Source organism: Halorientalis brevis, assembly GCF_042678165.1.
In the GTDB taxonomy this organism is placed as follows: domain Archaea; phylum Halobacteriota; class Halobacteria; order Halobacteriales; family Haloarculaceae; genus Halorientalis; species Halorientalis brevis.
Genome location: NZ_JBHUDJ010000014.1, coordinates 600,872 through 625,018 on the forward strand (window position 1 = coordinate 600,872; position 24,147 = coordinate 625,018).

Here is a 24,147-nt window from a genome sequence, read left to right on the forward strand (position 1 = left end):
GGCGATGGGGGACGACAGGCTACGCGGGATGGACCTGACCCGCTCGGTCGTCGAGACCAACGCCGAAGAGTACCGTCGGGAAGAGCCGCTCTTCTCGGTCGAACAGGAAGCCATCGACATCTTCCCGTCGATGTTCGCCGCGGGCGACTTCGGCTTCCGGGACGCCGAGTGGGTCGTCATGTGGTACTACCGCCGGTTCCTGGGCGAGTTCTCCCACGCCAAGCGACAGGCCGTCGAGGCGGAGTTCGGTGAGAACGACTACGAGACCATCCACCAGGCCATCGCAGACGCCGTCTCGACGGTCGATCCGGAGGCGAAGGTCGAGCGGTTGACCGATCTGTCCGGGGTCGACGTACCCATCGCCACCGGGTTTCTCATGTTCATCGATCCCGAGGCGTACGTCGTCGTCGGCGAGCGCGAGTGGACGGTTCTCCGGGACGCAGGTGCCCTCTCGGACCCGTATCCCGATCCCCCGACGGCGGCGGAGTACGTCACGTATCTCGACTGCTGTCGCGACCTGGCGGACCGCTTCGACTGCGACCTGTGGACGCTGTACATGGCTCTCTGGCGGCTGTGGAAGGCCTGAGTTCGATCGCCGGGTCACGACGACTCGGTCGCGGTAGTGCCGATGGGCGTCTCGTCGTCGACGACGTCGAGGAGATCGAGGCGGGCCAGCGTGTCGGCCGTCGGCAACCCAGCTGCGTCCCAGCCACGGGCGTCGTAGTACGCGTCGAGCATTCGCTCGAAGGCGTCAGGGTCGACCACGGGGCCGTCGCTCGACTCGGTACCGGCCGGTTCAGTGAAGCGCGGCGGGAGTTCGTCGTCCGCTCGGGCGAACCCCTCGCGAACGTTGAACAGCCGCGTGAGGTTCCAGACGCGCTCGCCGACGAGCGACAGGTCATCGGGGACCGGCGCGCCGACCGCCCGGAGCCACGCCTCGCCCAGATCGTCGAGGACGGCACCCAGGAAGTCGTCGGCGACCAGACTCCAGAGCACCGACCGCGTGTTCTGTTCGGCGATCACGGCCTGTGCGGCCCGGTCGGGAGACCACGCCTCGGAGTCGAGCGGTTCGCGTTCGATCGGTCGACTGCGCCGGTGACAGGCGCCGCGGTCGCTCGTCGCGTACGCGAGCGCCATGCTGGCCGCTCGCCGCGGATCGTACGACGGGACCTCCATCCCCTTCACTGTGGGAATCCTGTCGGTGGCCCCGAGTTCGGCGGCGGCTTCGTCGACGCCGCGGGCGAGCGCGTCGCCGAGGGCGGTCCGGCGCGTCGCGATCTCGTCGAGGAGGTCGCGGGCGGCCGCCGCGTCACCGAACGAGAGGTCGCGGTCGAGCAGTCCGTCCTCGCTGGCGAGGATCGCCCACGCCACGGCGTTCCCCGCGCTGATGACGTCGACGCCGAGTCGGTCACAGGTGTCGCCGAGGGTCACGACGGCGTCGAACTCGTCCACGCCGAGCGTGGCGCCGAGGGTCATCTGGGTCGCGCCGCGGGGCACGCTCTCGCCCTCGTCCGTTTCGATCCGGAAGCCGCCGGGAACCTGCTCGTCGTCGCGTTCCCGGCCAGTCGCCGCCTCGCGAACGGCTTCGATGCCGATGTCCGCCGTTCCCTCGAAGTGATCGTCCTGCCAGCCACGCGTCGCGAGTGCGCCGATCGCGTCGGCGAACTCGGCCGATTCGAGGGTCTCGCTCGCGGCCTGCCAGCGGCCGACGGCGTCGGCGGCGAACCGCTCGGCTGCGGCGCGGCGACGGTCCGAATGGCCCGTCGGCGGCTCACCGCGCGCGACGACGGCCTTCAGTTTCTTGCTCCCCATCACGGCGCCGGCTCCGCCGCGACCCGCGTGGTGGTCGCCGCCGTCAGTGGCGATGGTCGCGTATCGAACCCGGTGTTCGCCCGCTGGTCCGATACACGCCACCGCCGCGTCGGGGAACGCGACACAGGTCTCACTGGTGTCGCTCCCCCACAGCGCACCCGCCGTCTCGATGCGAGCGCGGCCGTCTTCGACGACGAGCGTCACCGGGTCCGACGCGTCGCCGGTCACCAGGACGCCGACGTGGTCGCCGAGTGCGCCCGCCAGTGCCCCGGGAAACGAGCCACCAGCGTACGAGTCGAGGAAGGTGCCGGTCAGTGGGGACTTCGTGATCGCCGCGAACCGCTGCTCGCCCGGTAGATACCCCGTCAGCGGTCCGCGCATGAACAGCAACGCGTTGGTCGGCCCTAGCGGATCGGTGCCCGCGTTCACCGCCTCGTAGAGGTAGCGCGCGCCGAGTCCCTTGCCGCCGACGAAGCGCCGTCGCCACTCCGCAGGGACGCGTTCACTCTCGCAGGTCCGTGCCCCGAGGTCGACGCGCAGGAGACGGGACGGTGTGGCGTGGGCCATCTACCCACACTCACTGCATTGGCAGGCAAAAGGATGTCTCAGGTCGGAATCCTTGCAGTTCGGCGCCCCGGCCGACCTGCTCGCCGAGTTATATGTAACAATTAATCAGTTAAGAACATGCCGCCGAGCGTGGAGGGGACTAGATGGGTTGATACCATATGTCAATGGAAGCAGTCGTCTATCAGGGCGAGAAAGACGTTGCGGTCGAAGAAGTAGACGAACCGGAGATCCAACACCCGAACGACGTCGTCATCGACATCACGACGACGGCGATCTGTGGCTCGGACCTGCACATGTACGAGGGGCGGACGGCAGCCGAGCCCGGGATCGTCTTCGGTCACGAGAACATGGGAACCGTCAGCGAGGTCGGTGAGGGAGTCAGCACCTTGGAGGAGGGCGACCGCGTCGTCGCCCCGTTCAACGTCGCGTGTGGGTTCTGCCAGAACTGTGAAGAGGGATACACCGGGTTCTGTACGAACGTCAATCCGGGCTTTGCGGGCGGTGCGTACGGCTACGTCGCGATGGGGCCGTACAAGGGCGGCCAGGCCGAGAAGCTCCGTATCCCGTACGCGGACTTCAACGCGCTGAAACTCCCGCCGGGCGATGAACACGAGGACTCCTTTGCACTGCTCGCCGACATCTTCCCGACGGGCTGGCACGGGACGGAGCTGGCGAACCTCCAGCCCGGCGAGTCGATCGCGATCTACGGCGCCGGGCCGGTCGGCCTGATGGCAGCCTACAGCGCCGACATCAAGGGCGCGTCGGAGATATACGTCGTCGATCGCGTCGAGAGCCGACTCGAGATGGCCGAAGACCACTGCAACGCGACGCCGATAAACTTCGAGGAAGCCGATCCAGTCGAACAGATCAAAGACCAGCACGGCGGCGGCGTCGACAAGGGCGTCGACGCGGTCGGCTATCAGGCGATCGACCCCGACACGAAGCCGACAGACGACGCGTACGACCCGGCCCGCGAGAATCCCGCGATCGTCCTCAACGACCTCATCAAGACGGTTCGCCCGACCGGCGAACTCGGCATCCCCGGGCTGTACGTCCCGTCGGACCCGGGCGCACCGGACGAGATGGCTGCGCAGGGTCGGCTCGGCATCGACTTCGGGAAACTGTTCGAGAAGGGGCTAAAACTCGGCACCGGGCAGTGTAACGTCAAAGACTACAACCGCTACCTGCGGGACCTCATCGTCCAGGGACGCGCCGACCCGAGTTTCGTCGTGACTCACCGCGTCGACATCGAGGAAGCCCCCGAGATGTACGAGCGGTTCGACAACCGCGAAGAAGGCGTCGTGAAGGTGCTCCTCGAACCGTAAGCCGGCCCTACTCGGCGGGCCCCGGCGTCGCTTTCTTTCAGGCGCGGACCCAGGCGTCCGGGTGTTCCTCGCGAAGATGGTCCTGGTAGGACTTGACCATCGCGGCGTGCGAGCGCTCGATCGCGTACCACTCGCAGTGTTCACAGCGGCCAGTGAGCGGCCCCTCGCTTCGCTGGCGACCCCGCCGGGCACAGTGGCGTCCGTGCATTGCACACGTCTCGATAGGTCAGGCATATGAAGATGTCGACCCGGGCGAGGTGGCCGAACTGTTATCGCCGCTCCCGCGGTACGTACGGGCATGTGCCAGTACTGTTCGTACACGTTCCACGACGGGTGGACGCAGTTGCTCCAGTACGACGACGTGTATCAACGATCAGTTAGTTCCGGGTCTGCGGGCACCTACGGCTTCCACGAGTCCTGGGCGGATCTGCGCGAACAGGTCGGCATCGACTGAGCGAGCGGTCGGCCCACGCGACTCAGTCCGCTTCTCTCGGGAACGGGTCGCGAGTCCACTCGTCGTCCGCACCGCTGACCAGACACGCGTCGAGTTCCGACCGGATTCGCTCTTCGTCGAGGTCCGTGCCGATGAACACGAGTCGCGTCGCGGGATCGTCGTCGCCCCACTCGCCGATCGGGCCGGCCTGGACAGACGGGCCCGCCTGACTCACACCGATGACTTCGTCGGGGCGACTCGTGACCCACGCGAATCCCTTGGCCCGAACGATGGCGCCGTCCCAGTCGTCCAGCCACGCGTCCAGCCGCTCGGGGTGGAACGGGCGCGCCCGCTCGTAGACGATGGACTCGACGCCGTGGGTTTCGGCCGCGCTCTCGTGGTCGTGCTCGCCCGCGAGCGCTCGCTTCCACCCCTGTTGTCGACGGCCGACCTCGTAGTCGAACAGCCCTGTGTCGACGACGGCATCCGTCTCGACGTCGCAGTACGTCGTCCGGTGGATCGTCGCCCGCGGCTGAAGCGTCCGAATGACGCTTTCGAGGTCGTCACGAACCTCGTCGGGAACCATGTCGCACTTGTTCAACAGGAGGACGTCACAGAACTCGATCGCGTCCACGAGGACGTCGGTGAGCGGCCGCGCGGGATCTGGCGCGCTCGCCGGGAGGTGTTCGTCCTCGTCGAAGGCCTTCCAGAACCCGTAGGCGTCGATCACCGACACCGTCGTGTCCAGGGCGACCCCGGCCGGCGGCTCGTCTGTGGTGGCCCCGGTGAGCGTCTGTGCGATGGGGACCGGCTCGCTGATGCCGGAGGCCTCCACGACGATGGCGTCGAGTTCCCTGGTCTCAGCCAGCGACTGGACTTGCTCGCGGAGGTCGTCCTGGAGCCGGCAGCAGACGCATCCGTTCGAGAGGTCCACGACGTCCCCGCCCTCGTTTGCGATGCGTTCCGCGTCCACGTTCACCTGGCCCATGTCGTTGACGACGACTGCGAGGGTCCGCCCCGCAGGCGCGTCGAGGAGCCGGTTCACGAGCGTCGTCTTCCCCGCACCCAGCGGCCCGCAGATCACCGTGATCGGTACCCCGTCCTGATGGGTCGGTTCGCGTCCCATGCCGTGTGATACGGCCTCGAGAGACAAGTCCCACGGGGCCACCTCTCGACACCTCGTCACGTCCCCGCCCGGCCAGAACGGAGCCGGTAGCAAAGCGGGATTCAGACGGACGCAGTTTCGGAGGACATCACTCGCTTATTTCGGCTAAGACGGGCTTTCATCCGAAAATTTACCGGCTAACAATGCTGATCCTCCGTGAGCCACCGCCACGGTGAACCTCAGTGACCTTCAGCTATCACTCGGCTGTACCACGCGCCAAGCGCCCAGCGATCGGGCGGTGACAGGCACTAGTTCGACAGTGGAGCCATGAACACCAACGTCGAGCGGCTGACCGAGAGTCTCCCGGACGTCCATCGATACGCCGGACTGGGACGGAAACGGATGAGCGTCGCCCTGCATCGAGTCGCGCTCGGAATGGGACGCACGCCGACCGTCCAGGACCCGGAACACGCGCTGGCGCAGCTGTCTGGCTCGTCCCAGGTTCTCGTGCTCTGCCACGGGAACATCTGCCGGAGTCCCCTGGCCGAGCGGCTGTTTCGGACCCGACTCCGCGATCGAGGGATCGGTCGTCTCGGAGCCGCAGTTCGACTATCTCGATCTGGACGATCCCGAACCGTTCCTCTGCAAAGTCGGCGCGCTCGCCTGTGAACTCCCGTCCCTCGCCCGCGACTCGCTGGCAGGACCGTTCACGAGCGATCAGCCCGCGGACGTAGAATCACGGCAGCCGTCCCGCGTTCCGCCGCTCTCCTGGCTCCGCTGACCACGCCAGATCGGCTCGTCCGACGCGCTGTTCGGGCAGGAGCGATTGGCGGACCGCGGCGACCGAACGATCGAGCACGAAGCCACCGTCTGAACCGGGAGGCCGACGAAATCCAACCCACGAACGGCTTGCAAATTGTCTCAAGCGACGCGAACAGGCGGTCACAGCCTTGCAACAGCAGGCCATGCCGGCTTCCGACTCAAGTGACAACGACCGCCGTCGGACGCGTCGTTCGCAAACCATCCCGACGACACAGTTTCGCGATTCCCATGCCACATCACGATCAAAACCGGGGTCAAGAGCACGCACAGCACGGCCAGCAGTCCCAGCAGTACGGACAACAGCAGGGCCAACAGCATCAGGGGCAGATGCACAGCGGTTGGCCGAGTAAACAGGGTCGCGGCGCTGACCAGGGCGCTGCGGACGAACGCCACTCCCAGCAGTTCCGCCAGCAGATGCACGAAAAGGCCGAGCAGCAGGCCCGTGATCCACAGACCGGCCAGTTCGTCGATCAGAGCCAGGGCCAGCGCGGCCAGCAACAACAGCACGGCCGACAGCAACAGTACGGTCAGCAGGGACAGCAGCGTGGACAGGTCCAGCAACAGCACCAACAACGACAGCAACAGCAGCCCCAGCAACAGTATCAGCAGCATCAGGGCCAGCAGCAGCCCCAGCAACAGTATCAGCAACCGCAGCAGTCTCAGCAGCGAGGCCAACAGTACGTCCAGACACAACAGCACCGCCAGCAGTCTCAGCAGCCCCAGTTCCAGGGCCAGCAGGGGCAGGGCCAACAGCATCAGGGGCAGATGCACGGCGGTTGGCCGGGTAAACAGGGACGCGGCGCTGACCAGGGCGCTGCGGACGAACGCCACACCCAGCAGTTCCGCCAGCAGATGCACGAAAAGGCCGAGCAGCAGGCCCGTGACCCACAGACCGGCCAGTTCGTCGATCAGAGTCAGGGCCAGCGCGGCCAGCAACAACAGCACAGCCAACAGTACTAGAATCGGCGTCGGCAGTCCGATTCCGAACCGCGGTCGACGATTCACCGTTATCGGTGGGAGCACGCGGGTCCAGCAGCCGGACCCTCGTCGTACGGTCTTCGCAGATACCTGTTTGGCCCAGGTCGTGGTTTCTACGCCGAGCCTGCAGAAGCAGCTGTGGATTCGAATCGTTCCGGACGAAATGGGTGCTGCAGGCTCTTGTTCGACCATCGAACGAATCGACCTTGCAGCCGTGAAGCTGCGGAATTCGGAGGTTTCAGACCAGTAATGAGGATGGTCAGACGGCAGTCACGGATCGAGATATTCCGTACATTCAGTGATCATTCTGTCAGTGAATCCAGTGGTGATTTCGCCCTGCGCGTTGACGACTGCACGGTCTTTGATCGTCGCCACTACCCACGGTGAGCAATACGAGGTCTTCTGTGGGTTGCGGCCGGTGATCCATTCAGAGCCGACTGCATAATTGGCCGGCAAGTCACTCGTCGTCAGTGCAGCACAGATGTATTCCTGCCCCTGATACGGAAGCGAATCAGCGGCTAGCACAAGCCACAATCGTGGATTCGAGCCCTGTCTGAACGGGTCTGGTGCCCAGAAGACATCGCCCTTCTGGAAGGCGCTCCTACTCACGGTCTTCCCGTGGATCAACCGCGTGGGCCTGCCACTCGTCGTAGTCGAACGACTCCTCCTCGTAGCTGGCAGCGACAGCATCGGCGTGATCAGCCGCATGGTCGAGACTCCGGGCGTGATCGCTGATCCGCCAGTACTTGCCTCGGTGGTCAACCCGTCCAGACTCCCGGAGTCGGACGAGGGTTGGACCGACCGAGCCACGGGTGACATCTGTCTCGTCAGCGATCTCGCTCTGTGTGAATGCCTGGTCAGGGTGCTGTTCGAGAAACGAGAGAATTTCGTGCGCGTTCGTCCCTGGTGTCGGCTCATCGCCCTCGGTATCGATGTTCTCGAAGTGATCCGCACTGATAGGCATGTGTATCACAATGTATTGGATGTACTAAGCCGTTGTCCTCACTGTAGAGCATCGAGACCAAGATCGTGGGTTCGTTCAGCCGCTAAACGGGCGGGACTCTGGAAAGAGGATACAATACGCCGCCTTCGTGCGGGTAGAACAACCATGGGCGCTGCAGGATTGTGAACCACGGTCGCGGCGAAGCCGCTCCCTGATTCAAATCCTTTGTCCCAGTTTCGCCACTCGCCGTTCGGCTCGTGGCAGAAACATGGGCGCTGCAGGATTTGAACCCGCGACAGCTTGGTCCGAAGCCAAGTACTCTGTCCAGACTGAGCTAAGCGCCCTCGGTGCGGGCTATTCGGTGTGCAGTGTTAAACGCCTCGGTTCTCACCAACTATGCTGGTACCTGTCGTGGCGGTGGCCAACCCGGCCAGTGAATCGTATCGGGTACTTTATCACACGCACCTGGCAGTATCCACGCATGGGGACGGTCGAGCGTGGTCGCGGGCTGGTCGAGCTAACCCGTCCAGTGAACTCGATTGCGGCTGGCGTGCTGACGTTCATCGGCTCGTTCGTCGCCGCAGACCAGGGGTTTCCGGTCGGTGCGGTGGTCGCCGCAGTCGGGGCGACGATCCTCGCGACGGGGGCTGGGAACGCCATCAACGATTACTTCGACCGCGAGATCGACCGCATCAACAATCCTGAACGGCCGATCCCACGCGGCGCCGTCTCACCGCGAGCGTGCCTGTGGTTTAGCATCGGCCTGTTTCTGACGGCGGTCGTACTCGCACTCGCGTTGCTCCCACCGTTGGCGATCGCGATCGCCGTGGTCAATCTCCTCGCGTTGATCACCTACACGGAGTTGTTCAAAGGATTACCCGGCGTCGGGAACGCACTGGTCGCGTATCTGGGCGGGAGCACGTTCCTGTTCGGTGGAGCTGCAGTGGACAACGTCGAGCCGACGATCGTGCTGTTCGTGCTCGCTGCGCTGTCGACGCTCGCCCGGGAGATCATCAAGGACGTCGAGGACGTGGAGGGCGACCGGGAGGAAGGGCTGAACACACTCCCGATCGCGATCGGCGAACGGCGAGCCCTCCAGTTGGCCGCGGGCATGGTAGCCGTCGCGGCGGTCGCGAGTCCAGTGCCGTATCTAACCGGGACGTTCGGGCTGTCGTACCTCGTGGTAGTTCTCCCGGCCGACGCGGTCATGCTGTACGCCGGCTACGAGGGGTTTTCCGATCCGACGGCTGGCCAGTCGCACCTCAAGTACGGGATGTTCCTCGCAGCACTGGCGTTCATCGTGGGCCGGGCCGCAGCGCTGGCGTGAGCAGGGAGTCCGGAATCGCCCGGCAGGCGGCCGAAACGGGGGCGGTCACGGGCAGGGTCGACACGAAAGCATATATGTGTGGCTGAGGCACATGAGTGTAGAGATAATTCGACCGCGAGAGGGGACGGTATCCGCGGGGTCGGATTCCTTCAGTGAGGACTTTCCATGTACGAATTGGGTTCGGATTTCGGAGACGCGACGGTAGACCCCGGCACTAACCTCCTCGTCGCTGGCCCGCCGCTGACTGGCAAGCGCGAGCTGGCGATGCGAGCACTCGAACGGGGATCGAAAGCGGGAGAGGGGTCACTCATCGTCACGACCAGAGACAACTCGAAACGGATTCAGGAGGACTTTCGGTCGATTCTGAGCGATCCAGAGGCGGCGAACCTCGGAATCGTCGACTGCGTGACGAAACACCAGGGGCAGTCCGTCCGGGACTCCGAGGTCGTGAAATACGCGTCGTCACCGGTGGACATGACGGGAATCGGGATCAAGTTCTCCGAGTTCGTCGAGGAGTTCTACCGCGACCGCAACGTCACGAAGAATCGCGTGATGCTGGATTCGCTCTCGACGCTGTTGCTGTACTCGAACCTCCAGACCGTCTTCCGGTTCATGCACGTGTTCACGAGCCGCATCGAGAACGCTGACGCCATCGGCATTCACGTCATCGAGTCCACGGCACACGACGAAGAGACGATGAACACGCTCAAGCAGTTGTACGACGGCGTCGTGCGGACCGACGAGGATCGGAACGTCTCACTGCAACTGCCCGGCGTCGACACGAGCGCCGTCGGCCCCTGAGTCCGGCAGTAGTCTTTTCTCCCGGGGACGACTCCGAGTAGCCATGCCCGTCGACAACGACGCCGAGCTCAGCGCGATACTCGATCTGGACCCGATCGCCGTCGTCGGGTGTTCGTCAACGCCGGGAAAGGACGCACACGAGATCCCTCGCTACATGCAGGACCACGGCTACGAGATCGTGCCGGTGAATCCTTTCGCCGACGAGATTCTTGGACGGACCGCGTACGACTCGCTGGCCGCAGTGGACGAGGAGATCGAGCTGGTCGACGTCTTTCGGCCGAGCGAGGAAGTCGCCGGCATCGTCGACGAGTCGCTGCAACGGGACGACGTCGAGGCCATCTGGACCCAGCTCGGGATCAGCGACGACGAGGCGGCCGCGCGGGCCGAGGCTGCCGGTCGTCGCGTCGTCCAGGACAAGTGTCTCAAGGTGGAGCACCGACGGCTGAAGGGCTGAAAGGAGCCGAACGGCCGCTCCGTTCGCGCTCGAGAGGTTAGTCCTCGGGTTCGGCCGCAGTGCCACCGGCGGCGTCGCTCGCTTCGGTCGCCGACTCGTCCGCGTCGGCCTCTTCGATCGCGGCGTCCGCGAGGACCTGGTCGACGTCGATCCCTTCCTCGGCTGCGAGTGCTTCGAGCAGGGCGCGCTGTTCGTCGAGTTCGTGGTCCATGCGGTCGACCGACTCGCTAGTCTTGTCGACCTTCGCTCGGAGGTCCTCGACCTGTTCGCGTAGTTCGTTCAGTTTCGCGTACGTTTTCTCCGCCGAGTCGACTATCTTCTGAATCTTCTTTTTCGTGTCGCCGAGTCCGACCATACCGGTCATTCTGCGTGGAGGATTGTGGCCGTTTCGGCTGCTGGTCGGCGAGAACGCCGCGATTAAGTCCGGTGGGGCCACAGACCGAGGTATGGACGATCTTCGGGTCGCGCCGCTCGTCGGCGTCGTCGCTTCAGTCGGGTTCCTGATCGCGTTGGGTGCGCCGTACGTGCTAACCGATTCGACCACGGGCGTGAGCGCGTATTACGCGTCCGGGGCGATCAATCCGCTCCTGGCGGGACTGTTCGCACTCATCACGATCATCGTCTTCGCCGCAGGCCGCGAGGGACGGACCGATCCCGAACTCGCTGCCGGCGTCGCACTGGCGCTCGGGACGTTCATCGCGATCATCGCTCTCGCCTGGGCACTGACGGTGCGCGTCGATACAGTCGCGATCACGTCGAACCATCGCTGGGTGGTCACGGCCGTTGCGGCAGCCGTACCGGCCAGTGCGGCCTGGTTCAGTCGCGCTCTCGGGGTCCTGTAAGTGAGGGACGGGGCGCTCCCGGTTCCGAAAGGCCCTTAAGTGGCTCCGAAGTATGATCGGATGGACTAGGTCGGGCAGTTAGGCCCTGCTCACAACCCGCGTTATGGTCTTTAGCGGGGACCGAAGCTCGGGGGCGTCCGGTCAGACGGGCGTGGGCCCCGCAAGCCAACTTCGAAGCCTCGTCCTGCGGGGGCGGCGGTCCCCGATGGTTCGCCTGCAGGGGCGGCCCATCGCGGTTAGCCGGGGACAACCCGCCAGGCGCGGAAGCGAGCAACGGATCCCTGGACACCCGTCGCTCGTAGGGTCGCGGGGTGGAGGAGGTGCGCGGGCTTACCCACGTCCGAACGCCGGGCAAACCCGGGGTCCGCATTCATCTGAAATTTTACTGCAATAGGGGTATCCTCGCTCGGTAACACTCGCTGCGATACCCTATTTGCAAAAATGTAGTACAAAAGCGTCCCGGACGCTCGGCCTGCGGCCTCACGTCCGGTGGACCGCGCTCCCTGCGGTCGCGCGGACGCCGGTGCACAGTACAGGCTGGTGATTGCGAACGCTGGTCGCCAATATCCACCTCATCTGGCAAGAAAGGCGTGCGAGAGACAGAGCGTGTAGTCCGCAGAGTACGCGCGATCTCTTTTGAGAGCGTTAGAACGTGTCGGGAGGGATCTGTTCCCTATTGTTGCGGAGTAATCGAACCACCGGTTCGATTTCTTCCCAGTTTGACCCCTTTACGATCGTTCCGTGGTCCCTGTTCCACCCAATGTAGTCCATGTCGTCGAGTCTTGGAAGATGGGTGTGGATGAGCTGAACCTCTAGTTTCTCGTCCTCTCGAGGATCGTTCTTCGCGACGACTGCTGATAGTTTCACGGGATTGTGATCCAGTAATAACACAAGTATATGCCGCCGCGCTTGGTCCCGGAGTGCATCTGCAACTTGATCAAACCCCATTCTAGCTCTCACATGCGTACAGAGGTTCCCCACCCGGTTCCCTTCGGTGCATGGTAGACAATGTCGCTAATCAATCGCACCCGTGGCGGTGATCTGCACGCCCCTTTCGAGGCGGGCTGTTGAGACGATCAGGATTCCTGGGTTGGCTCGAACTCCTCCGTGAGTTCCTCTTCCATCATGATGAGCGTGTTTTCAGTGAGTGTCTCGATCGCACGGCGTAGTCGCTCTGTCACGGCCTGATCCGAGATGTCAAGATCATCGGCCAGATCCTGCGTTGACATCCGTCGCGGGATCGAGTAGTAGCCACCGTGGACAGCGCGTATGAGCGTTTCACGCTGGGCTTTTGTCACCCCGTACCACATACCAGTCCCCGGCCGAACGGGATTGTACACGCGTCCGACTTCGAGGGGGACGTGGGCGTTCGAGCAGTATTCTTGAAATCCACTGAGCGTCTCGTGGGTTGGAAACCGAATCTCGAATTCCCACGTGTCGGTCGTTCCGGTGGCGCTCAGAAGCTGTCCTTCGAGTTCGATGATGCCCTGAAAGAAGACGTCGCGGGCCACGTTCCAGTCCAGTGAATACAGTCGCTCGCCGTCGTGTCGCGTCATCTCGATAATGCGGTCGACCGACGGATGATTCTCGACGTTTTCCTCGAACGATTCGCGGACCTCGTCGCTCACCGAGAAAAACGGGACGGCTTTCTCACCCAGCGGGACCATGTTTTCGAGCTCGATCGTCCCACCGACTTCCAATTCGAGGATCCGACCGAGCTCGAACGAGCTGGCTGGGATCCGAAGATGCGCGATGACGGCCATTCCTTGCTAGAAAGTCGGGTCCGAGACGGGTAAATATGGCTGGCCTGGTGTACCATCCCCGACTAGGCAGCATGGTGTACCATGCAGAACGGCAGACATATGGTCGTGGCACCCCTCTAAATTACTGGACCGAATGCCCTGCGCGAAGTGTGACCCTGGTGGTGTTGATGTGGTCGTGGCTTAGCCCCCATATCTTCGGGTTGAGGATCGTGGCCCATTCACCATGACACGCGATCAATTTCATGACGTTTCGATCTCCAGTGCTGCCGAGTTCGAAGCTGTACTCGCCGAGGCAGTCGAGAAGGCCATCAAGGCTGACGTGGACGTCCGCGGTGCCTGGGAGTTTCGAACGCGAGGATCGACACACGACTGGGAAGTAGAGATCGTCGAACTGGCGAAGGATTTCGACGACGAAGACGAATAGCGATAACTGCGAGCCGGGGGTGATATCAACGGGGCCAGGGACTCTCGCGGACGCCGCCGCGAGTTTTCGGACAACCGTTATTCAGTTGGCGATCCTATTCTGAGCATGGATGAGTATACGGCCGTCTTCGATATCGATTCGAAAACGGACGCGTACGCCGTCAAGCGCCTGATGAACCGTCTGTACGATTCGCTCCGAGAGGAATCCCGGACGCGACGCGAGGGGTCGAACGATTCGACGGAGATGTTGGCGCAGTTCGAGACGATCCGCGATGCTGCGCGAAGGCCAACGTCCGGTAGATTGACGTTGATATACGAGTCTCAGGACGAAGAATTTGAAGGGTGAACGGACGCTATAGTATTGGTTCTCTGCAGGATACGCGCTCTGTATTCAGCAACCAGCTCACACCAGTATTCACCTCTGATAGAATTCATAGCGGTCAGTGGGCACACGCATTGAGCAGATTTTTCGGCCGTCCGTTTGCCGAGCGCCGAGCGGGAGGCAGTACACCCGTGCGGTTGAATCCGGCTTAGAACCGTTAAACGCCGGCAGGAGAAGTTCTGACGCGCTCTCAATGTCGTGGGAACAGGGTTTGCTCAGGGTGACGCCCAGGTCGGGCAGTGACCGAGGACGTGAAAGAGATCAGTCGTCGGCCGCCGGCTCTGCGAGCGCGTCCACGTTCGAGAGTTCGAGGCCGCCGCCGATGGTCCGGTTGGGATACGGCATGTTGATGTCTTCGGCGTCGAAGCGCTCCTTGACCGCCTGGACGTACTCGCCGCGGGTCTTGACGAAGTCACCGCGCGACGGGTTGTCGATCCAGATACGGGACTGCAGGCCGACCGAGGAGTCGCCGAGTTCGACCAGGCGCACGGACGGCGCGGGGTCCTCCATGATCTCGTCGTGGGCCTCGGCTTCCTCGACGATGATCTCGGTGGCTCTGTCGATGTCGTCGTCGTAGCCGATGCCGAAGACGAACTTGAGACGGAGTTGCTCCTTGGCGACGGGGTTCTTGATGACGCCATCGGTGAGCACGGAGTTCGGCACGGTCAGGAGTTCGTTGTCGAACGTGCGCACGCGGGTGACCCGGAGGCTGATGTCCTCGACGACGCCGGACTGGTCGTCCCACTCGATCCAGTCGCCGATGCGGAACGGCCTGTCCGTGAAGATGAACACGCCGGCGACGAAGTTGGCGATGACGTCCTGCATGGCGAAGCCGATGGCCAGCGTGGCCGCCGCCGCGACGGTCGCGAGCGACTGCAAGAAGTCGCCGTACCCGGCGAGTGCGAAAGCGACAGACACTGCGACAAAGACGATGAGGATGCGCGTGATCTTGACGAGCGGTTTCCGCGCGTGGGCGTCGAGTCCGCGGCCGTTCAGGACGCGACTGATCAGCGGACTGACGGTGAGCCGGCCGACGAAGTACAGGGCGAAAAAGGAGACGACGAACGTGATCGCCGACCCGATGGCGCCGGCGAACTCGCCGGGGACTCCAGCTCGGGTGAGGAGTTCGGCGACTACTGTCGACCCGGTCTGGAGCGGGACCATTACCGCTCTAGCACCGCCGTGTGCCCCCGGGTCCTGACGAGGTCCGCGTTGACGGCCTCGGCGAGGTCTTCGGCCAGTTCCTCGGTCGTGGTCCCGCCCCGGGACGCGCGGAGGAACTTCACCTTCACGAGGTTCCGTTCGGCGAGCTGGTCGGAGAGTTCGTCGACGACTGCGTCGATACCGTTCTTGCCCACCCAGACGGTCACGTCGAGTTCGTGAATCCGCTGGCGGCGGTTCTGATCGGTCATCTTGTAGAGACGTGATGTGGCGGGGCCGTTAAAGGCTGTCCCAACTGGTTTGGGAGGCACGGCAGCAAGTCGCGAGGTGCGGCCAGTCAGTACGGATACCGAGTGTGTGCCCCACAGTCACAGGTGATCACGACGTGGCCGTCCTGCGTGCGGACCCGAGCGTTCGTTCCCGGGACGAGGTACGCGTCACAGCGGTCACAGGTGAAGCGCTTGAACTCGCGGGGGAGCGAGAGTCGGTTGCGCTCTGCGACCCGGCGGGCGCGGCGCACGTACTCGCGGGAGCGGTCGAGTTTGTCGTCGATGGTGGCCTCGCGTGCACGCTCCTGGAGGCGCTCGATCCGCTCGGCCGCGATGGTCTCCTCGCTGGGCATGGCAGGGTGTATCTGGCTCCGAGGCGCAGGCCAGTATAGGTTGCGCTCGGGCGTTCCGGTAGGATTTTCCCCCGAGGGGGTCTCGCCCCGCCTGTGCGCGCGCTCAACTACCTCGAACTCGAATCGCAACTCGACCGGAGCGGCATCGGCACGTCGGTCGACCAGCAACGTGCCGCACTCGCCGAAACCGACATCGAGGTGCTCACCTCGCCCTGGGCCGGCGGGAGCCCCGGCGACGGCCTCAGTGCCGCGCTCGCCGGCGACTGCCCGGTGGCCGACTTCGACGTCGCCCACTGCAACATGATCGGTCCCGGCACGGTCGCAGTTGCCCAGTACGCGCGCCGCAACGACGTCCCGCTGGTGCTCCACTCCCACGTCACCAAGGAGGACTTCGCGGAGAGTTTCCGGGGATCGAACTATCTGGCCGGCCCGCTCGGGCACTATCTCCGGTGGTTCTACTCCCAGGCAGACCTCGTCCTCTGCCCCAGCGAGTACACGAAACGCACGATCGAATCCTACCCCGTGGACGCGCCGATTCGCCCCATCAGCAACGGCGTCGACCTCGAATCACTGGAGGGCTACGAGGACCTCCGCGAGGAGTACCGCGAGCGGTTCGACCTGGAGGGAATGGTCGTGTTCGCCGTCGGGAACGTCTTCGAGCGCAAGGGGCTGACGACGTTCTGCCGGCTCGCCCAGGAGACCGACTACGAGTTCGCCTGGTTCGGTCCGTACGACTCGGGGCCACACGCCTCGAAGACCGTTCGCAAGTGGACGCAGAACCCGCCCGAGAACGTGACGTTCACCGGCTGGGTCGACGACATTCGGGGCGCGTTCGGCGCGGGCGACGTGTACTTGTTCCCGACGAAAGCCGAAAACCAGGGCATCGCCGTCCTGGAAGCGATGGCCTGCGAGAAGGCGGTCGTCCTGCGTGACATTCCGGTGTTCGAGGAGTTCTACACGCACGGCGAGGACTGCCTGAAGTGCGAGACGAGAGACGAGTTCCGGGACGCCCTCGAAGAACTGGCCGCGAACCCCGACCTGCGGGAGCGACTCGGGAAAAACGCACGGGCGACCGCTGAGGAACACGGGCTCGAGCGGGTCGGCAACCGACTGGCGAACATCTATCGGGAACTCAGTGATGACAACGCAACGCATTAAGCCCCGGTCCGAAAACAGGGGGACAACGATGCCCACCGTTGCCGTCTTCACCGACACGTATCTGCCGACGGTCAACGGCGTCACGTACACCGTCAAGACCTGGCGCGGTCGGTGGGAGGACCGCGGTGGCTCGATGCCGGTCGTCTATCCCGGCGCCGACGACTACGACCCGGCTCCCAACGAGTTTCCCGTCCGCTCCGTCTCCTTTCCGTTCTACGACGGGTACCACGCCGCGCTGCCGTCGATTCCCGAGGAGATCAACGGTGCAGACCCGGACCTCGTCCACACGCACACGCCGTTCGTCATGGGACTGGCTGGCCTCCACTACGCCCGCACGCACAACGTCCCGCTGGTCGCGTCGTATCACACGCCGACCGCCGAGTACGCCGACTACATCGCCGAGGGATGGCTCCGGCCGCCGGTCGAGAAGGCAGCGAAGGCGTACGAACGGTGGTACATGAACCGCGCGGAGATGGTCGTCGTCCCGAGCGAACCCGCTCGCCACCACCTCCGCGAGATGGGGGTCCGGACGCCGATCGAAGTCGTCCCGAACGGCGTCGACACAGACACGTTCGCTCCGGTCGACACCGAGCAGTTCCGGCGGGAGAACGACCTGAACACGGGCAAGCCACTCGTCGGCTACACCGGCCGCCACGGCTACGAGAAGCAACTCGATCTCATCGTCGAGGCGACCGACGGGATGGACGTCACGGTCGTCTTCGGCGGGGACGGCCCGGCGCGGGACCACCTGGAGGAGTTGGCGGCCGACTCGGACGCCGACGTTCGGTTCCTCGGCTTCCTCGACCGCGAGGACATGCCCGCGTTCTACTCGTCGCTCGACGCCTTCGCGTTCCCGAGCCCAGTCGAAACCCAGGGACTGGTCGCGCTGGAGGCCAACGCCTGCGGCACGCCGATCGCCGCCGTCGACGCCGGAGCGCTCTCGGACACGGTCGACACCGGCGTCACGGGCTACCGGGCACCGCCCGGAGACGCCGACGCCTTCGCCGACGTCATCGAACGCACGATCGCCGAACGCGAGACCCTCCGGGAGAACTGCCTGGACCGCCGCGAGCAGATCAGCGTCGAACACGCCGTCGACGTTCTCGACGACGTGTACGACATGCTGTTGTGAGTGACAGCTACCTAACAGTTGTTTGTAGCTGATTCGACACCATAGATAGCCAATGGCAACGCCCTCCATGCGTCAAATCGGGTTCAGCGTCGCACTCGCGTTCGTCCTCCTGGTCGCGGGACTGCCCCACGCCGCGAACACGAGTCGCGACAGATACGACTCCGAACGCTGCACGGAAATTCAGTACTGAAGCCACACTGACCGGCCGACTTCGCCAGCCGTACGTAGCCGAGTTTAGCGTGCGCCAGGCCAGGAAAACGGGTGACTACAGGGGATAACGGTACTCGCGTAACGAAGGCGAACGCCTCCGGAGAACAGTTAGTTTTCGAGCGCTTCGGCGATCCGTTCGAGGGTCCGTCGGACGTCGTGGACCTCGTCGCGGAGTTTGCGCACTTCGCGGACCATCTCTTCGCTGCTACCGCTGGACTCCTCGCGGCCGCGGCCTTCGCCACCGGGACCGCCCGGACTCATGCCGCCGGGGCCGCCCGGACCCATGCCGCCGGGGCCGCCACCGCCACCCATCATGCCGCCCATCATCTGTGCGAAGGGGTTGCCGCCGCCCATGCCGCCGGGGCCACCGCCACCGCCCATCATCTCTTCGAGGCGCTCCTCGCGGGAGCGCTCGGCGTCGTCGCCCTCGCCTTCTTCGGCGCGCTGCTGACGGATTTCCTCGACGCGCTCGCGGAAGGACTTCCCCTCGGATTCCGATTCCTCGCTGCCGCTGTCTGCTTCGGCCTCGGTGTCGGCGTCTGGAGAGTCGTCGTCTGCCATGGGAACGGGTTGGCGATGCCATCTGAAAAGGGTTGTCGTGTCTGCTGGTCACGTCGCCATCCGACGGACGAGCACAGAGAGCCCGACCGCACAGCCGAGGACGACGGCGAGGTTGAACGCGGCCTGGAAGACGGGGACGAAATCGGGAGCGACCCAGATGCCGATCGCGTTCGACGCCGAGAGGTAGAACCGAACCGTCGCGGTCAACGCGAGGAGGAGCAACGTGGCGAACGCGCCCCAGTAGAGGTAGCGAGTCGCGTCTTCGCCCACGAGACCACCGTCGCCGGGGTCGGGGAACTGAGACTGGTCGTCGTCGGTCGAATCTGGATCGGAGTTTGCCATGGGTTCGGAGTCAGCGTCGGTCATCGATCATCACCTCGTCGGGCGAGGAGGAACAGTCCGCCCAGGAGGCCGACGAGCGCCAGACCGGGACCGAATCCAGGTCCGCTGCCGGAGCTTTCGGGTGTCGGCGTCTCGCCGTACTCGTCAGGGGAGCTATCGGGTCCGCCGGTGTTGCGCTGGAAGTCCCCGACTGCCAGCCCGACTTCCCGCCGGGTCTGATTGACGGCGATCGTCTCGGAGGGATCGAGATTGGCCGCCGACCGCGCCGTCGCGACGATGACGTCGCCCTTCCAGAGGACGGCGTCGAGGTAGTAGTTGTAGTTCGCGGGGACAGTCAGCGTGGCGTGGGGGGTGGCCGTCGAGCCCGCCGGGATCTGACCGGCACGGACGACTTTCTCCGCGGCGAGGATGTTCGAGTCGGCTTGCCGGGCTTTCAGGACGAGTCGCATGTCACCGGACGGCGAATCACCGCCGTTGGTGAGATACGTCGAGACGTTCAGCGTCGTCTCACTGTCGGTCGTCGAGTCGATGGCGTACTCGATGACCGGCAGGGCGTTCGAGCCGCCGGCGAACTCGTGGAACGCGACGTTCGTTTCGGCGTAGCGCGGGACCAGATTGCCGACGCCCTCGACGGACGTCGACCCCGAGGAGCGCCGCTCACCGTCCCGGTAGACGACGGTGTCGATTCGATAGCCACCGGTGCGGTCGACGGTGAGATTCGCGGTGACGGGGACTTCGCGGTCGTCCGCGAGCCGACCGACGTCGACGGTTCGAGTCGTCTCGACCAGTCCCGACTGACGGCCCACGGCTCTGAAAAACACCGTCACGTTCTCGGACGGACCGCCGCTATGCTGGACGCGCGCTTCGACCGACAGCGGCACCGTCTCACCGCTGACCGCGCCGTGGGAAACCGCCATGTCCTGGAGCTGGAGGGCGTCGCGGTCGTCGGTCTCCGGCTCGGCGATGACGCCGGGAACGACGCTCGCGACCAGCAGGGCGATCAGAACGACGGCGACGAACCCGCCGACGAGCGGCCATTCTCGTTGCACGACCTGACCGACGAAATCGTCGTATATGTGTCTTGTGTGAGAATTGCCACGTTCGGCCGGCTAGCCGAACGCGCCGAGGCTGGACTGGAGGTCGCGATCAGTGCTCCCCTCGGTGCATTCGTAGCCCACGAGGTCGCGCATGTCCACGGCGTAGGTGCTGCCGCCATTGTCGAGCACGAGCACGCGACCCTGCGTGCCTCGGACCGTGCCGGTCAACAGCGTCTCCTCGACCGGGCGGTCCGAGAGGCGCAGTCCGTACTCGAAGTCGAACCGGTCGATGACGTCGAAGTCGGCCAGCAGGCCCTGCCAGGCCTCTGCGTCGACCTGGCGGTGGAGCCCGTCGATCTTCGTCGGCACCCGGACCCGGTCGACGAGGTCCATGGCGATCTCGGCCTCGAGTTGTCGGGCGACCCGGCCGTCTTTGACGGTGTGAACGTGGGCCGCTCTGTCGGCCCCCTGCTCGCGCAGGCGGGTTTCGAGTCGCCAGGAGCGCGTGACGCCCACCTTGAACGTCGCCGGAGCGAAGGCCGCCAGGTAGACGGCGTGTTCCTCCCGACAGGACGGCAGCGGGAGATCACAGGTGCCGACGCACCGGGCACAGGCCCACCGGCTGGTGTGTTCGTCGCAGTAGGGCGCCCCGTCGTTGGCACAGGCCTCGTGGCGGCCGTCCTGGATCGAGCCGGCACAGTGACGCTCGTCCAGGGTGGAGGCGAGTTCAGTTCCCGGCGTGAGGACCTGGCGGTCGAGGCCCTCGTCAGTCGAGAGCAAGAGCGCGGGATCGCCCTCGTCGTCGCCAGCACCGGTGTCGTACCCGACGATTTGCACGCCGAGGGCTACGAGACCGGCCCTAAAAATCACTTCCGTCCAGCGACGGCTGCTCTCAGTGTTCGTCCAGCAGTTCGCGGACGGCCTGGCGCACCGCGTCGTCGCTGGACTGGGCGGGTTCCCAGCCGAGCGCGGCCAACTTCTCGATCGAGAGGCGCATCCGGGGCACGTCGCCCACCCACCCGCGGTCGCCGCCGGTGAACTCGTACGCCGGATCGAGGCCCATCTCGTCGGCGACGATGTCGGCGATGGTGGTGACCGACGTGGTCGTCCGCGTTCCGAGGTTGTACACGTTGAAGTCCTTCTCGGCGTGTTCCACGACGTGACACATCGCGTCGATGCACTCGTCGATGTGGAGGTAGGACTTTTCCTGGCGGCCGTCGCCGAGGATTTCCAGGCTCTCGGGATCGTCCCGGAGCTTGTGGATGAAGTCCGGGATGACCGCGCCCTTCTGGAGGCGGGGGCCGACGATGTTGGCGAAGCGGTACACCCACGCGGTCATGTCGTGGCTCTTCGCGTAGACGGAGATGAGGCTCTCTTCGCCGAGTTTGCTCGCGCCGTAGATACTGATCGGCTCGAGCGGCGCGAAGTCCTCAGGCGTCGGGCGCGGCGCTTCCCCGTAGACAGTCGACGAGGAAGTGAAGGCGATGTTGTCGACGCCGACCTCGTCCATCCGTTCGAGGACGTTCTCGGTCAGGCGGTTGTTGAGCCGGTACTGCGCGACGTCGTCGCGGGCGGCGTTCTTGTCGGCGGCGAAGTGAAACACCATGTCGAGATCCGCGGTGATGGCTTCGGCGGCGACGGACTCGTCGGTGAGATCGCCCTCGACGAGTTCGACGTCGTCCGGCAACCACGCCGGATCACCGTTCGACAGGTCGTCGACCACACGCACCTCGTTGTCCGCGACGAGTCGGTCACAGAGGTGCGACCCCACGAACCCTGCGCCCCCCGTCACCAGCAGCCGCTTTCCAGAGAGATCCATGCCTGTGCTCGGACGGCACTTGCCAAGTGCTTTTGGAAGTCGGCCGACATCACCGACCGATCCCTGACTGACGATCCGTCTGCGCTCGAACGGAAGTCGCGTGCGCATCGAAGCCGCAAGTAAACGGTGATGAACAGTAGACCAGCGGGAAAGTAGTGTTTTCTTACCGCCACGAGCACGGCCGGTAACTACCACAGCGGCGATGAGCGGGAGGGTCGCGGTAAGTGGCCCTTACCGGCCGACGCTGTGGGGACGACGACGCTAAGCGATGAATCCGTTGACCTGGCTGACAGACTGGTTCGAACGCCGATACACGAAGCAGGCACTCGCGAGACTGTCGGCCGTCCTCGTGGTCGCGTTGCTCACGACGCAGCTGCTGTTCGTCTGGTATTTCGGCTCGGTAGGATTGTCGATGGGGAAGACGGCGTACAGCAACGACGACCGGACTGTCGTCGTCGACGCGTCCGAACTGCGCGAGATCGAACGTGAGTACAACACGACCCACGAGGAGGGCTGGTGTCTCTACGGGTCGAAAAACCGGACGCACATCCGCGTGACGGAGGTGGTCAGGGCACAGACGATATTCCAGCGCGAGGACCGGATCGCGTTCACCTGTATCCCCGAGACAGCGTCCCAGGTGGCTGCCGGGCAGAACCCCCGACTGATCGGGAACGTTCACAGCCACGTCGGGTACAACGAGAGTCACCTGAGCCGCCTCGACGTGATGCTGCTGGGCCGGGTCAGTCCCGTCGTCACGGTGATGGGCGTCTACACCGAACGGGACGGCGTGGAGTTTTTCACGACCGAGAGTCTGAACGAGCCCCTGGACAAAGAGACAGTCTGACTCGCCGTATCGAAACCCCCTAACCACAGACGACCGTTCGGGCGGGTATGCAGACCGAACCCGAAGTCGCGGTGCTCCGACTCGGCCACCGCCCGGGCCGCGACGAGCGCATCACCACGCACGTCGGCTTGACCGCGCGGGCGCTGGGGGCCGACCGCGTGATTCTGGCCGGCCAGGCCAGCAGTCGCGCGGACACCGTACTCGACATCACCGACCGCTTCGGCGGCCCCTTCGAGACCGAGACCGTCGAGTCCTGGCGACCGATCGTCCGCGACTGGGACGGCCGCGTCGTTCACCTCACGATGTACGGGCTCGAAGTCCAGGAGGTCGAAGCCGAGATCCGCGACGCGCATCAGGCCGACCGGCAGCCCCTCCTGGTGGTCGTCGGCGCCGAAAAGGTTCCCTTCGAGGTGTACGAGTGGGCCGACTGGAACGTCGCCGTCACCAACCAGCCCCACTCGGAGATCGCCTCGCTGGCCGTCTTTCTCGACAGGCTGTTCGAGGGGCGCGAACTCGACCGCGAGTGGGAGGACGCCGAAAAGGTCGTGATCCCGCAGGAAGTCGGCAAGCGCGTCGAAGCGCCGGCAGACGAGTAATCACGACGGGACGAACAGCCGGAAGGGACGGACGAGACGGCCCCCGATTCGAATGGCGTTATCCCGAACGAACGCCCAGGGACCGATCTTCGAGTCGTCGAGGTGCCACTCGCCATCGTCCTCGTAGGCGGTGCCCGCCCGCTCGTGGAACGCCAGCGCGTCGCGAACCCGGGATTCCGTCATGTCGCAGGCCGCGGCGAGTTCCGGCACCGTCTTCGGTCCGTCCTGCAGTTCGTCTGCGACGAGGTTCCCGACCTGCATCAGGAGCATCGCGTCAGTCGCTTTGATGTCCTCGTCGGAACTGCCGGGATGGTGCCCGGTGCGGAGGTTGTACACGGTGTCGAGCAGGAGCCAACCGCCGGTCGCGACGGCGGCGCCACCGAGAACGGGATCGTCGCCGGTCCGGAGCAGCACCGCGCCGATGCCGATGGGGAACAGACTGAAGACGAACAGCAGGTACCGTTCGTCGAGATCGGGAACGGCGCTAGCGACATCGAACGATTCCGTGAAGAGGGCGATCGCCGCCAGGACGCCGACGGTCTCCCAGGCCATCTCGAAGACGACCCGAAAGAGAACGAGGAGTCCGACGGCGTACAGGCCGCTGCGCAACGAGAGGCGGTCACGGACGGCAATCCGGAGGGGTCGAGTCATGGTTCGACTGTCGGGTAGAGGGTACCTGCGTGTTGCT

General features: G+C 64.6%; 32 protein-coding genes, 1 tRNA gene and 1 other RNA gene. 16 read left to right on the plus strand and 18 right to left on the minus strand.

The features are described 5' to 3' along the window. Window positions 1-4 precede the first annotated feature (4 nt). A complete protein-coding gene (locus tag ACFR9U_RS19555) occupies window positions 5-586 on the plus strand; it encodes a hypothetical protein (protein WP_247378826.1) in 582 nt (193 codons plus the stop codon). Between the two features lie 14 nt (window positions 587-600). Here the strand turns inward: ACFR9U_RS19555 and ACFR9U_RS19560 are convergent, their stop codons facing one another. Beyond that, window positions 601-2,379, minus strand: coding sequence for an aldehyde ferredoxin oxidoreductase family protein (locus ACFR9U_RS19560; RefSeq protein WP_247378827.1), 1,779 nt, complete (start codon window positions 2,377-2,379; stop codon window positions 601-603). A 164-nt stretch (window positions 2,380-2,543) separates the two neighbouring features. Between ACFR9U_RS19560 and ACFR9U_RS19565 the strand changes: the two genes are divergently transcribed. Continuing rightward, complete coding sequence (locus ACFR9U_RS19565; protein ID WP_247379044.1) at window positions 2,544-3,704, plus strand: glutathione-independent formaldehyde dehydrogenase; 1,161 nt, start codon at window positions 2,544-2,546, stop codon at window positions 3,702-3,704. A 37-nt stretch (window positions 3,705-3,741) separates the two neighbouring features. Here the strand turns inward: ACFR9U_RS19565 and ACFR9U_RS19570 are convergent, their stop codons facing one another. Beyond that, window positions 3,742-3,912, minus strand: coding sequence for a hypothetical protein (locus ACFR9U_RS19570; RefSeq protein WP_247378828.1), 171 nt, complete (start codon window positions 3,910-3,912; stop codon window positions 3,742-3,744). Between the two features lie 90 nt (window positions 3,913-4,002). Between ACFR9U_RS19570 and ACFR9U_RS19575 the strand changes: the two genes are divergently transcribed. Then, window positions 4,003-4,158 (plus strand): hypothetical protein, encoded by a 156-nt coding sequence (locus ACFR9U_RS19575; RefSeq protein WP_247378830.1) that lies wholly within the window; start codon window positions 4,003-4,005, stop codon window positions 4,156-4,158. 22 nt (window positions 4,159-4,180) lie between these two features. Here the strand turns inward: ACFR9U_RS19575 and ACFR9U_RS19580 are convergent, their stop codons facing one another. Continuing rightward, a complete protein-coding gene (locus ACFR9U_RS19580; protein ID WP_247378832.1) occupies window positions 4,181-5,263 on the minus strand; it encodes a CobW family GTP-binding protein in 1,083 nt (360 codons plus the stop codon). 306 nt (window positions 5,264-5,569) lie between these two features. Here ACFR9U_RS19580 and ACFR9U_RS19585 point away from each other — a divergent pair, with 306 nt between their 5' ends. Beyond that, window positions 5,570-5,911: an arsenate reductase/protein-tyrosine-phosphatase family protein gene (locus ACFR9U_RS19585; RefSeq protein ID WP_379814981.1), complete on the plus strand. Its 342-nt coding sequence runs from the start codon at window positions 5,570-5,572 to the stop codon at window positions 5,909-5,911. A 273-nt stretch (window positions 5,912-6,184) separates the two neighbouring features. On the opposite strand, the gene ACFR9U_RS19590 is transcribed toward ACFR9U_RS19585, so the two are convergent. From ACFR9U_RS19590 to ACFR9U_RS19600, 3 genes are all read right to left on the minus strand, one after another. Further along, window positions 6,185-7,234: a hypothetical protein gene (locus tag ACFR9U_RS19590; RefSeq protein WP_247378835.1), complete on the minus strand. Its 1,050-nt coding sequence runs from the start codon at window positions 7,232-7,234 to the stop codon at window positions 6,185-6,187. A 409-nt stretch (window positions 7,235-7,643) separates the two neighbouring features. Next, on the minus strand, window positions 7,644-8,006 hold the full coding sequence (locus tag ACFR9U_RS19595; protein WP_247378837.1) for a winged helix-turn-helix domain-containing protein: 363 nt from the start codon (window positions 8,004-8,006) through the stop codon (window positions 7,644-7,646). Window positions 8,007-8,254: 248 nt separating this feature from the next. Then, a tRNA-Arg gene (locus ACFR9U_RS19600) sits at window positions 8,255-8,329 on the minus strand. Window positions 8,330-8,466: 137 nt separating this feature from the next. On the opposite strand from ACFR9U_RS19600, the gene ACFR9U_RS19605 reads away from it, so the two are divergent. The 3 genes from ACFR9U_RS19605 (at window position 8,467) to ACFR9U_RS19615 (ending at window position 10,567) form a co-directional block, all read left to right on the plus strand. Further along, on the plus strand, window positions 8,467-9,312 hold the full coding sequence (locus tag ACFR9U_RS19605; protein ID WP_247378839.1) for a geranylgeranylglycerol-phosphate geranylgeranyltransferase: 846 nt from the start codon (window positions 8,467-8,469) through the stop codon (window positions 9,310-9,312). 165 nt (window positions 9,313-9,477) lie between these two features. Next, entirely contained in the window at window positions 9,478-10,113 is a 636-nt protein-coding gene (locus ACFR9U_RS19610; RefSeq protein WP_247378841.1) for an RAD55 family ATPase, read from the plus strand. Window positions 10,114-10,156: 43 nt separating this feature from the next. Then, on the plus strand, window positions 10,157-10,567 hold the full coding sequence (locus ACFR9U_RS19615; protein ID WP_247378844.1) for a CoA-binding protein: 411 nt from the start codon (window positions 10,157-10,159) through the stop codon (window positions 10,565-10,567). Between the two features lie 37 nt (window positions 10,568-10,604). Here ACFR9U_RS19615 and ACFR9U_RS19620 read toward each other — a convergent pair whose 3' ends face one another. Then, entirely contained in the window at window positions 10,605-10,922 is a 318-nt protein-coding gene (locus ACFR9U_RS19620) for a DUF5798 family protein (RefSeq protein WP_247378847.1), read from the minus strand. 91 nt (window positions 10,923-11,013) lie between these two features. On the opposite strand from ACFR9U_RS19620, the gene ACFR9U_RS19625 reads away from it, so the two are divergent. Beyond that, window positions 11,014-11,409 carry a DUF7548 family protein gene (locus tag ACFR9U_RS19625; protein WP_247378849.1) on the plus strand — a complete coding sequence of 132 codons (396 nt, stop codon included), beginning with the start codon at window positions 11,014-11,016 and terminating at the stop codon, window positions 11,407-11,409. A 58-nt stretch (window positions 11,410-11,467) separates the two neighbouring features. Further along, an RNA gene (gene ffs / locus ACFR9U_RS19630) (signal recognition particle sRNA) lies at window positions 11,468-11,785 on the plus strand. 269 nt (window positions 11,786-12,054) lie between these two features. On the opposite strand, the gene ACFR9U_RS19635 is transcribed toward ffs, so the two are convergent. Then, window positions 12,055-12,357 (minus strand): DUF7344 domain-containing protein, encoded by a 303-nt coding sequence (locus ACFR9U_RS19635; RefSeq protein WP_379814985.1) that lies wholly within the window; start codon window positions 12,355-12,357, stop codon window positions 12,055-12,057. Window positions 12,358-12,485: 128 nt separating this feature from the next. Beyond that, entirely contained in the window at window positions 12,486-13,172 is a 687-nt protein-coding gene (locus ACFR9U_RS19640) for a helix-turn-helix domain-containing protein (RefSeq protein WP_247378853.1), read from the minus strand. A 223-nt stretch (window positions 13,173-13,395) separates the two neighbouring features. Here ACFR9U_RS19640 and ACFR9U_RS19645 point away from each other — a divergent pair, with 223 nt between their 5' ends. Continuing rightward, window positions 13,396-13,596, plus strand: a complete 201-nt coding sequence (locus ACFR9U_RS19645) for a hypothetical protein (protein WP_247378855.1) — start codon at window positions 13,396-13,398, stop codon at window positions 13,594-13,596. 105 nt (window positions 13,597-13,701) lie between these two features. After that, a complete protein-coding gene (locus ACFR9U_RS19650) occupies window positions 13,702-13,941 on the plus strand; it encodes a hypothetical protein (RefSeq protein ID WP_247378858.1) in 240 nt (79 codons plus the stop codon). 297 nt (window positions 13,942-14,238) lie between these two features. Here the strand turns inward: ACFR9U_RS19650 and ACFR9U_RS19655 are convergent, their stop codons facing one another. The 3 genes from ACFR9U_RS19655 to ACFR9U_RS19665 all read right to left on the minus strand — a co-directional run bounded on the left by ACFR9U_RS19655 (window position 14,239) and on the right by ACFR9U_RS19665 (window position 15,760). After that, the gene (locus ACFR9U_RS19655; RefSeq protein ID WP_247378860.1) at window positions 14,239-15,141 is read right to left on the minus strand and encodes a mechanosensitive ion channel family protein; all 903 of its coding nucleotides are present in this window, start codon (window positions 15,139-15,141) and stop codon (window positions 14,239-14,241) included. After that, window positions 15,141-15,389 carry a YhbY family RNA-binding protein gene (locus tag ACFR9U_RS19660; protein WP_247378862.1) on the minus strand — a complete coding sequence of 83 codons (249 nt, stop codon included), beginning with the start codon at window positions 15,387-15,389 and terminating at the stop codon, window positions 15,141-15,143. Before ACFR9U_RS19660 ends, ACFR9U_RS19655 begins: the two co-directional genes overlap by 1 nt. An 86-nt stretch (window positions 15,390-15,475) precedes the next feature. Continuing rightward, window positions 15,476-15,760: a ribonuclease P protein component 4 gene (locus ACFR9U_RS19665; RefSeq protein WP_247378864.1), complete on the minus strand. Its 285-nt coding sequence runs from the start codon at window positions 15,758-15,760 to the stop codon at window positions 15,476-15,478. 93 nt (window positions 15,761-15,853) lie between these two features. On the opposite strand from ACFR9U_RS19665, the gene ACFR9U_RS19670 reads away from it, so the two are divergent. From ACFR9U_RS19670 to ACFR9U_RS19680, 3 genes are read left to right on the plus strand one after another with little or no spacing between them, the layout of a single operon-like run. Then, window positions 15,854-16,918, plus strand: coding sequence for a glycosyltransferase family 4 protein (locus ACFR9U_RS19670; protein ID WP_247378866.1), 1,065 nt, complete (start codon window positions 15,854-15,856; stop codon window positions 16,916-16,918). 28 nt (window positions 16,919-16,946) lie between these two features. Continuing rightward, window positions 16,947-18,050, plus strand: coding sequence for a glycosyltransferase (locus ACFR9U_RS19675; RefSeq protein WP_247378868.1), 1,104 nt, complete (start codon window positions 16,947-16,949; stop codon window positions 18,048-18,050). 52 nt (window positions 18,051-18,102) lie between these two features. Then, window positions 18,103-18,240 carry a hypothetical protein gene (locus ACFR9U_RS19680; RefSeq protein WP_247378870.1) on the plus strand — a complete coding sequence of 46 codons (138 nt, stop codon included), beginning with the start codon at window positions 18,103-18,105 and terminating at the stop codon, window positions 18,238-18,240. 128 nt (window positions 18,241-18,368) lie between these two features. Here the strand turns inward: ACFR9U_RS19680 and ACFR9U_RS19685 are convergent, their stop codons facing one another. From ACFR9U_RS19685 to ACFR9U_RS19705, 5 genes are read right to left on the minus strand one after another with little or no spacing between them, the layout of a single operon-like run. Next, entirely contained in the window at window positions 18,369-18,821 is a 453-nt protein-coding gene (locus ACFR9U_RS19685) for a hypothetical protein (protein WP_247378873.1), read from the minus strand. A 48-nt stretch (window positions 18,822-18,869) separates the two neighbouring features. Beyond that, window positions 18,870-19,187: a hypothetical protein gene (locus tag ACFR9U_RS19690; protein WP_247378876.1), complete on the minus strand. Its 318-nt coding sequence runs from the start codon at window positions 19,185-19,187 to the stop codon at window positions 18,870-18,872. Further along, window positions 19,184-20,212 (minus strand): DUF7490 domain-containing protein, encoded by a 1,029-nt coding sequence (locus ACFR9U_RS19695; protein WP_247378879.1) that lies wholly within the window; start codon window positions 20,210-20,212, stop codon window positions 19,184-19,186. Before ACFR9U_RS19695 ends, ACFR9U_RS19690 begins: the two co-directional genes overlap by 4 nt. A gap of 60 nt (window positions 20,213-20,272) precedes the next feature. Then, complete coding sequence (locus ACFR9U_RS19700) at window positions 20,273-21,037, minus strand: DUF2797 domain-containing protein (RefSeq protein WP_247378881.1); 765 nt, start codon at window positions 21,035-21,037, stop codon at window positions 20,273-20,275. A gap of 55 nt (window positions 21,038-21,092) precedes the next feature. Continuing rightward, the gene (locus ACFR9U_RS19705) at window positions 21,093-22,019 is read right to left on the minus strand and encodes an NAD-dependent epimerase/dehydratase family protein (protein ID WP_247378883.1); all 927 of its coding nucleotides are present in this window, start codon (window positions 22,017-22,019) and stop codon (window positions 21,093-21,095) included. Window positions 22,020-22,287: 268 nt separating this feature from the next. Between ACFR9U_RS19705 and ACFR9U_RS19710 the strand changes: the two genes are divergently transcribed. Together ACFR9U_RS19710 and ACFR9U_RS19715 are read left to right on the plus strand one after the other, a co-directional pair. After that, on the plus strand, window positions 22,288-22,863 hold the full coding sequence (locus ACFR9U_RS19710) for a hypothetical protein (protein WP_247378886.1): 576 nt from the start codon (window positions 22,288-22,290) through the stop codon (window positions 22,861-22,863). 47 nt (window positions 22,864-22,910) lie between these two features. After that, the gene (locus ACFR9U_RS19715; RefSeq protein WP_247378888.1) at window positions 22,911-23,459 is read left to right on the plus strand and encodes a tRNA (cytidine(56)-2'-O)-methyltransferase; all 549 of its coding nucleotides are present in this window, start codon (window positions 22,911-22,913) and stop codon (window positions 23,457-23,459) included. Here ACFR9U_RS19715 and ACFR9U_RS19720 read toward each other — a convergent pair whose 3' ends face one another. Further along, entirely contained in the window at window positions 23,460-24,110 is a 651-nt protein-coding gene (locus tag ACFR9U_RS19720; RefSeq protein ID WP_247378891.1) for a hypothetical protein, read from the minus strand. Window positions 24,111-24,147 lie beyond the last annotated feature (37 nt).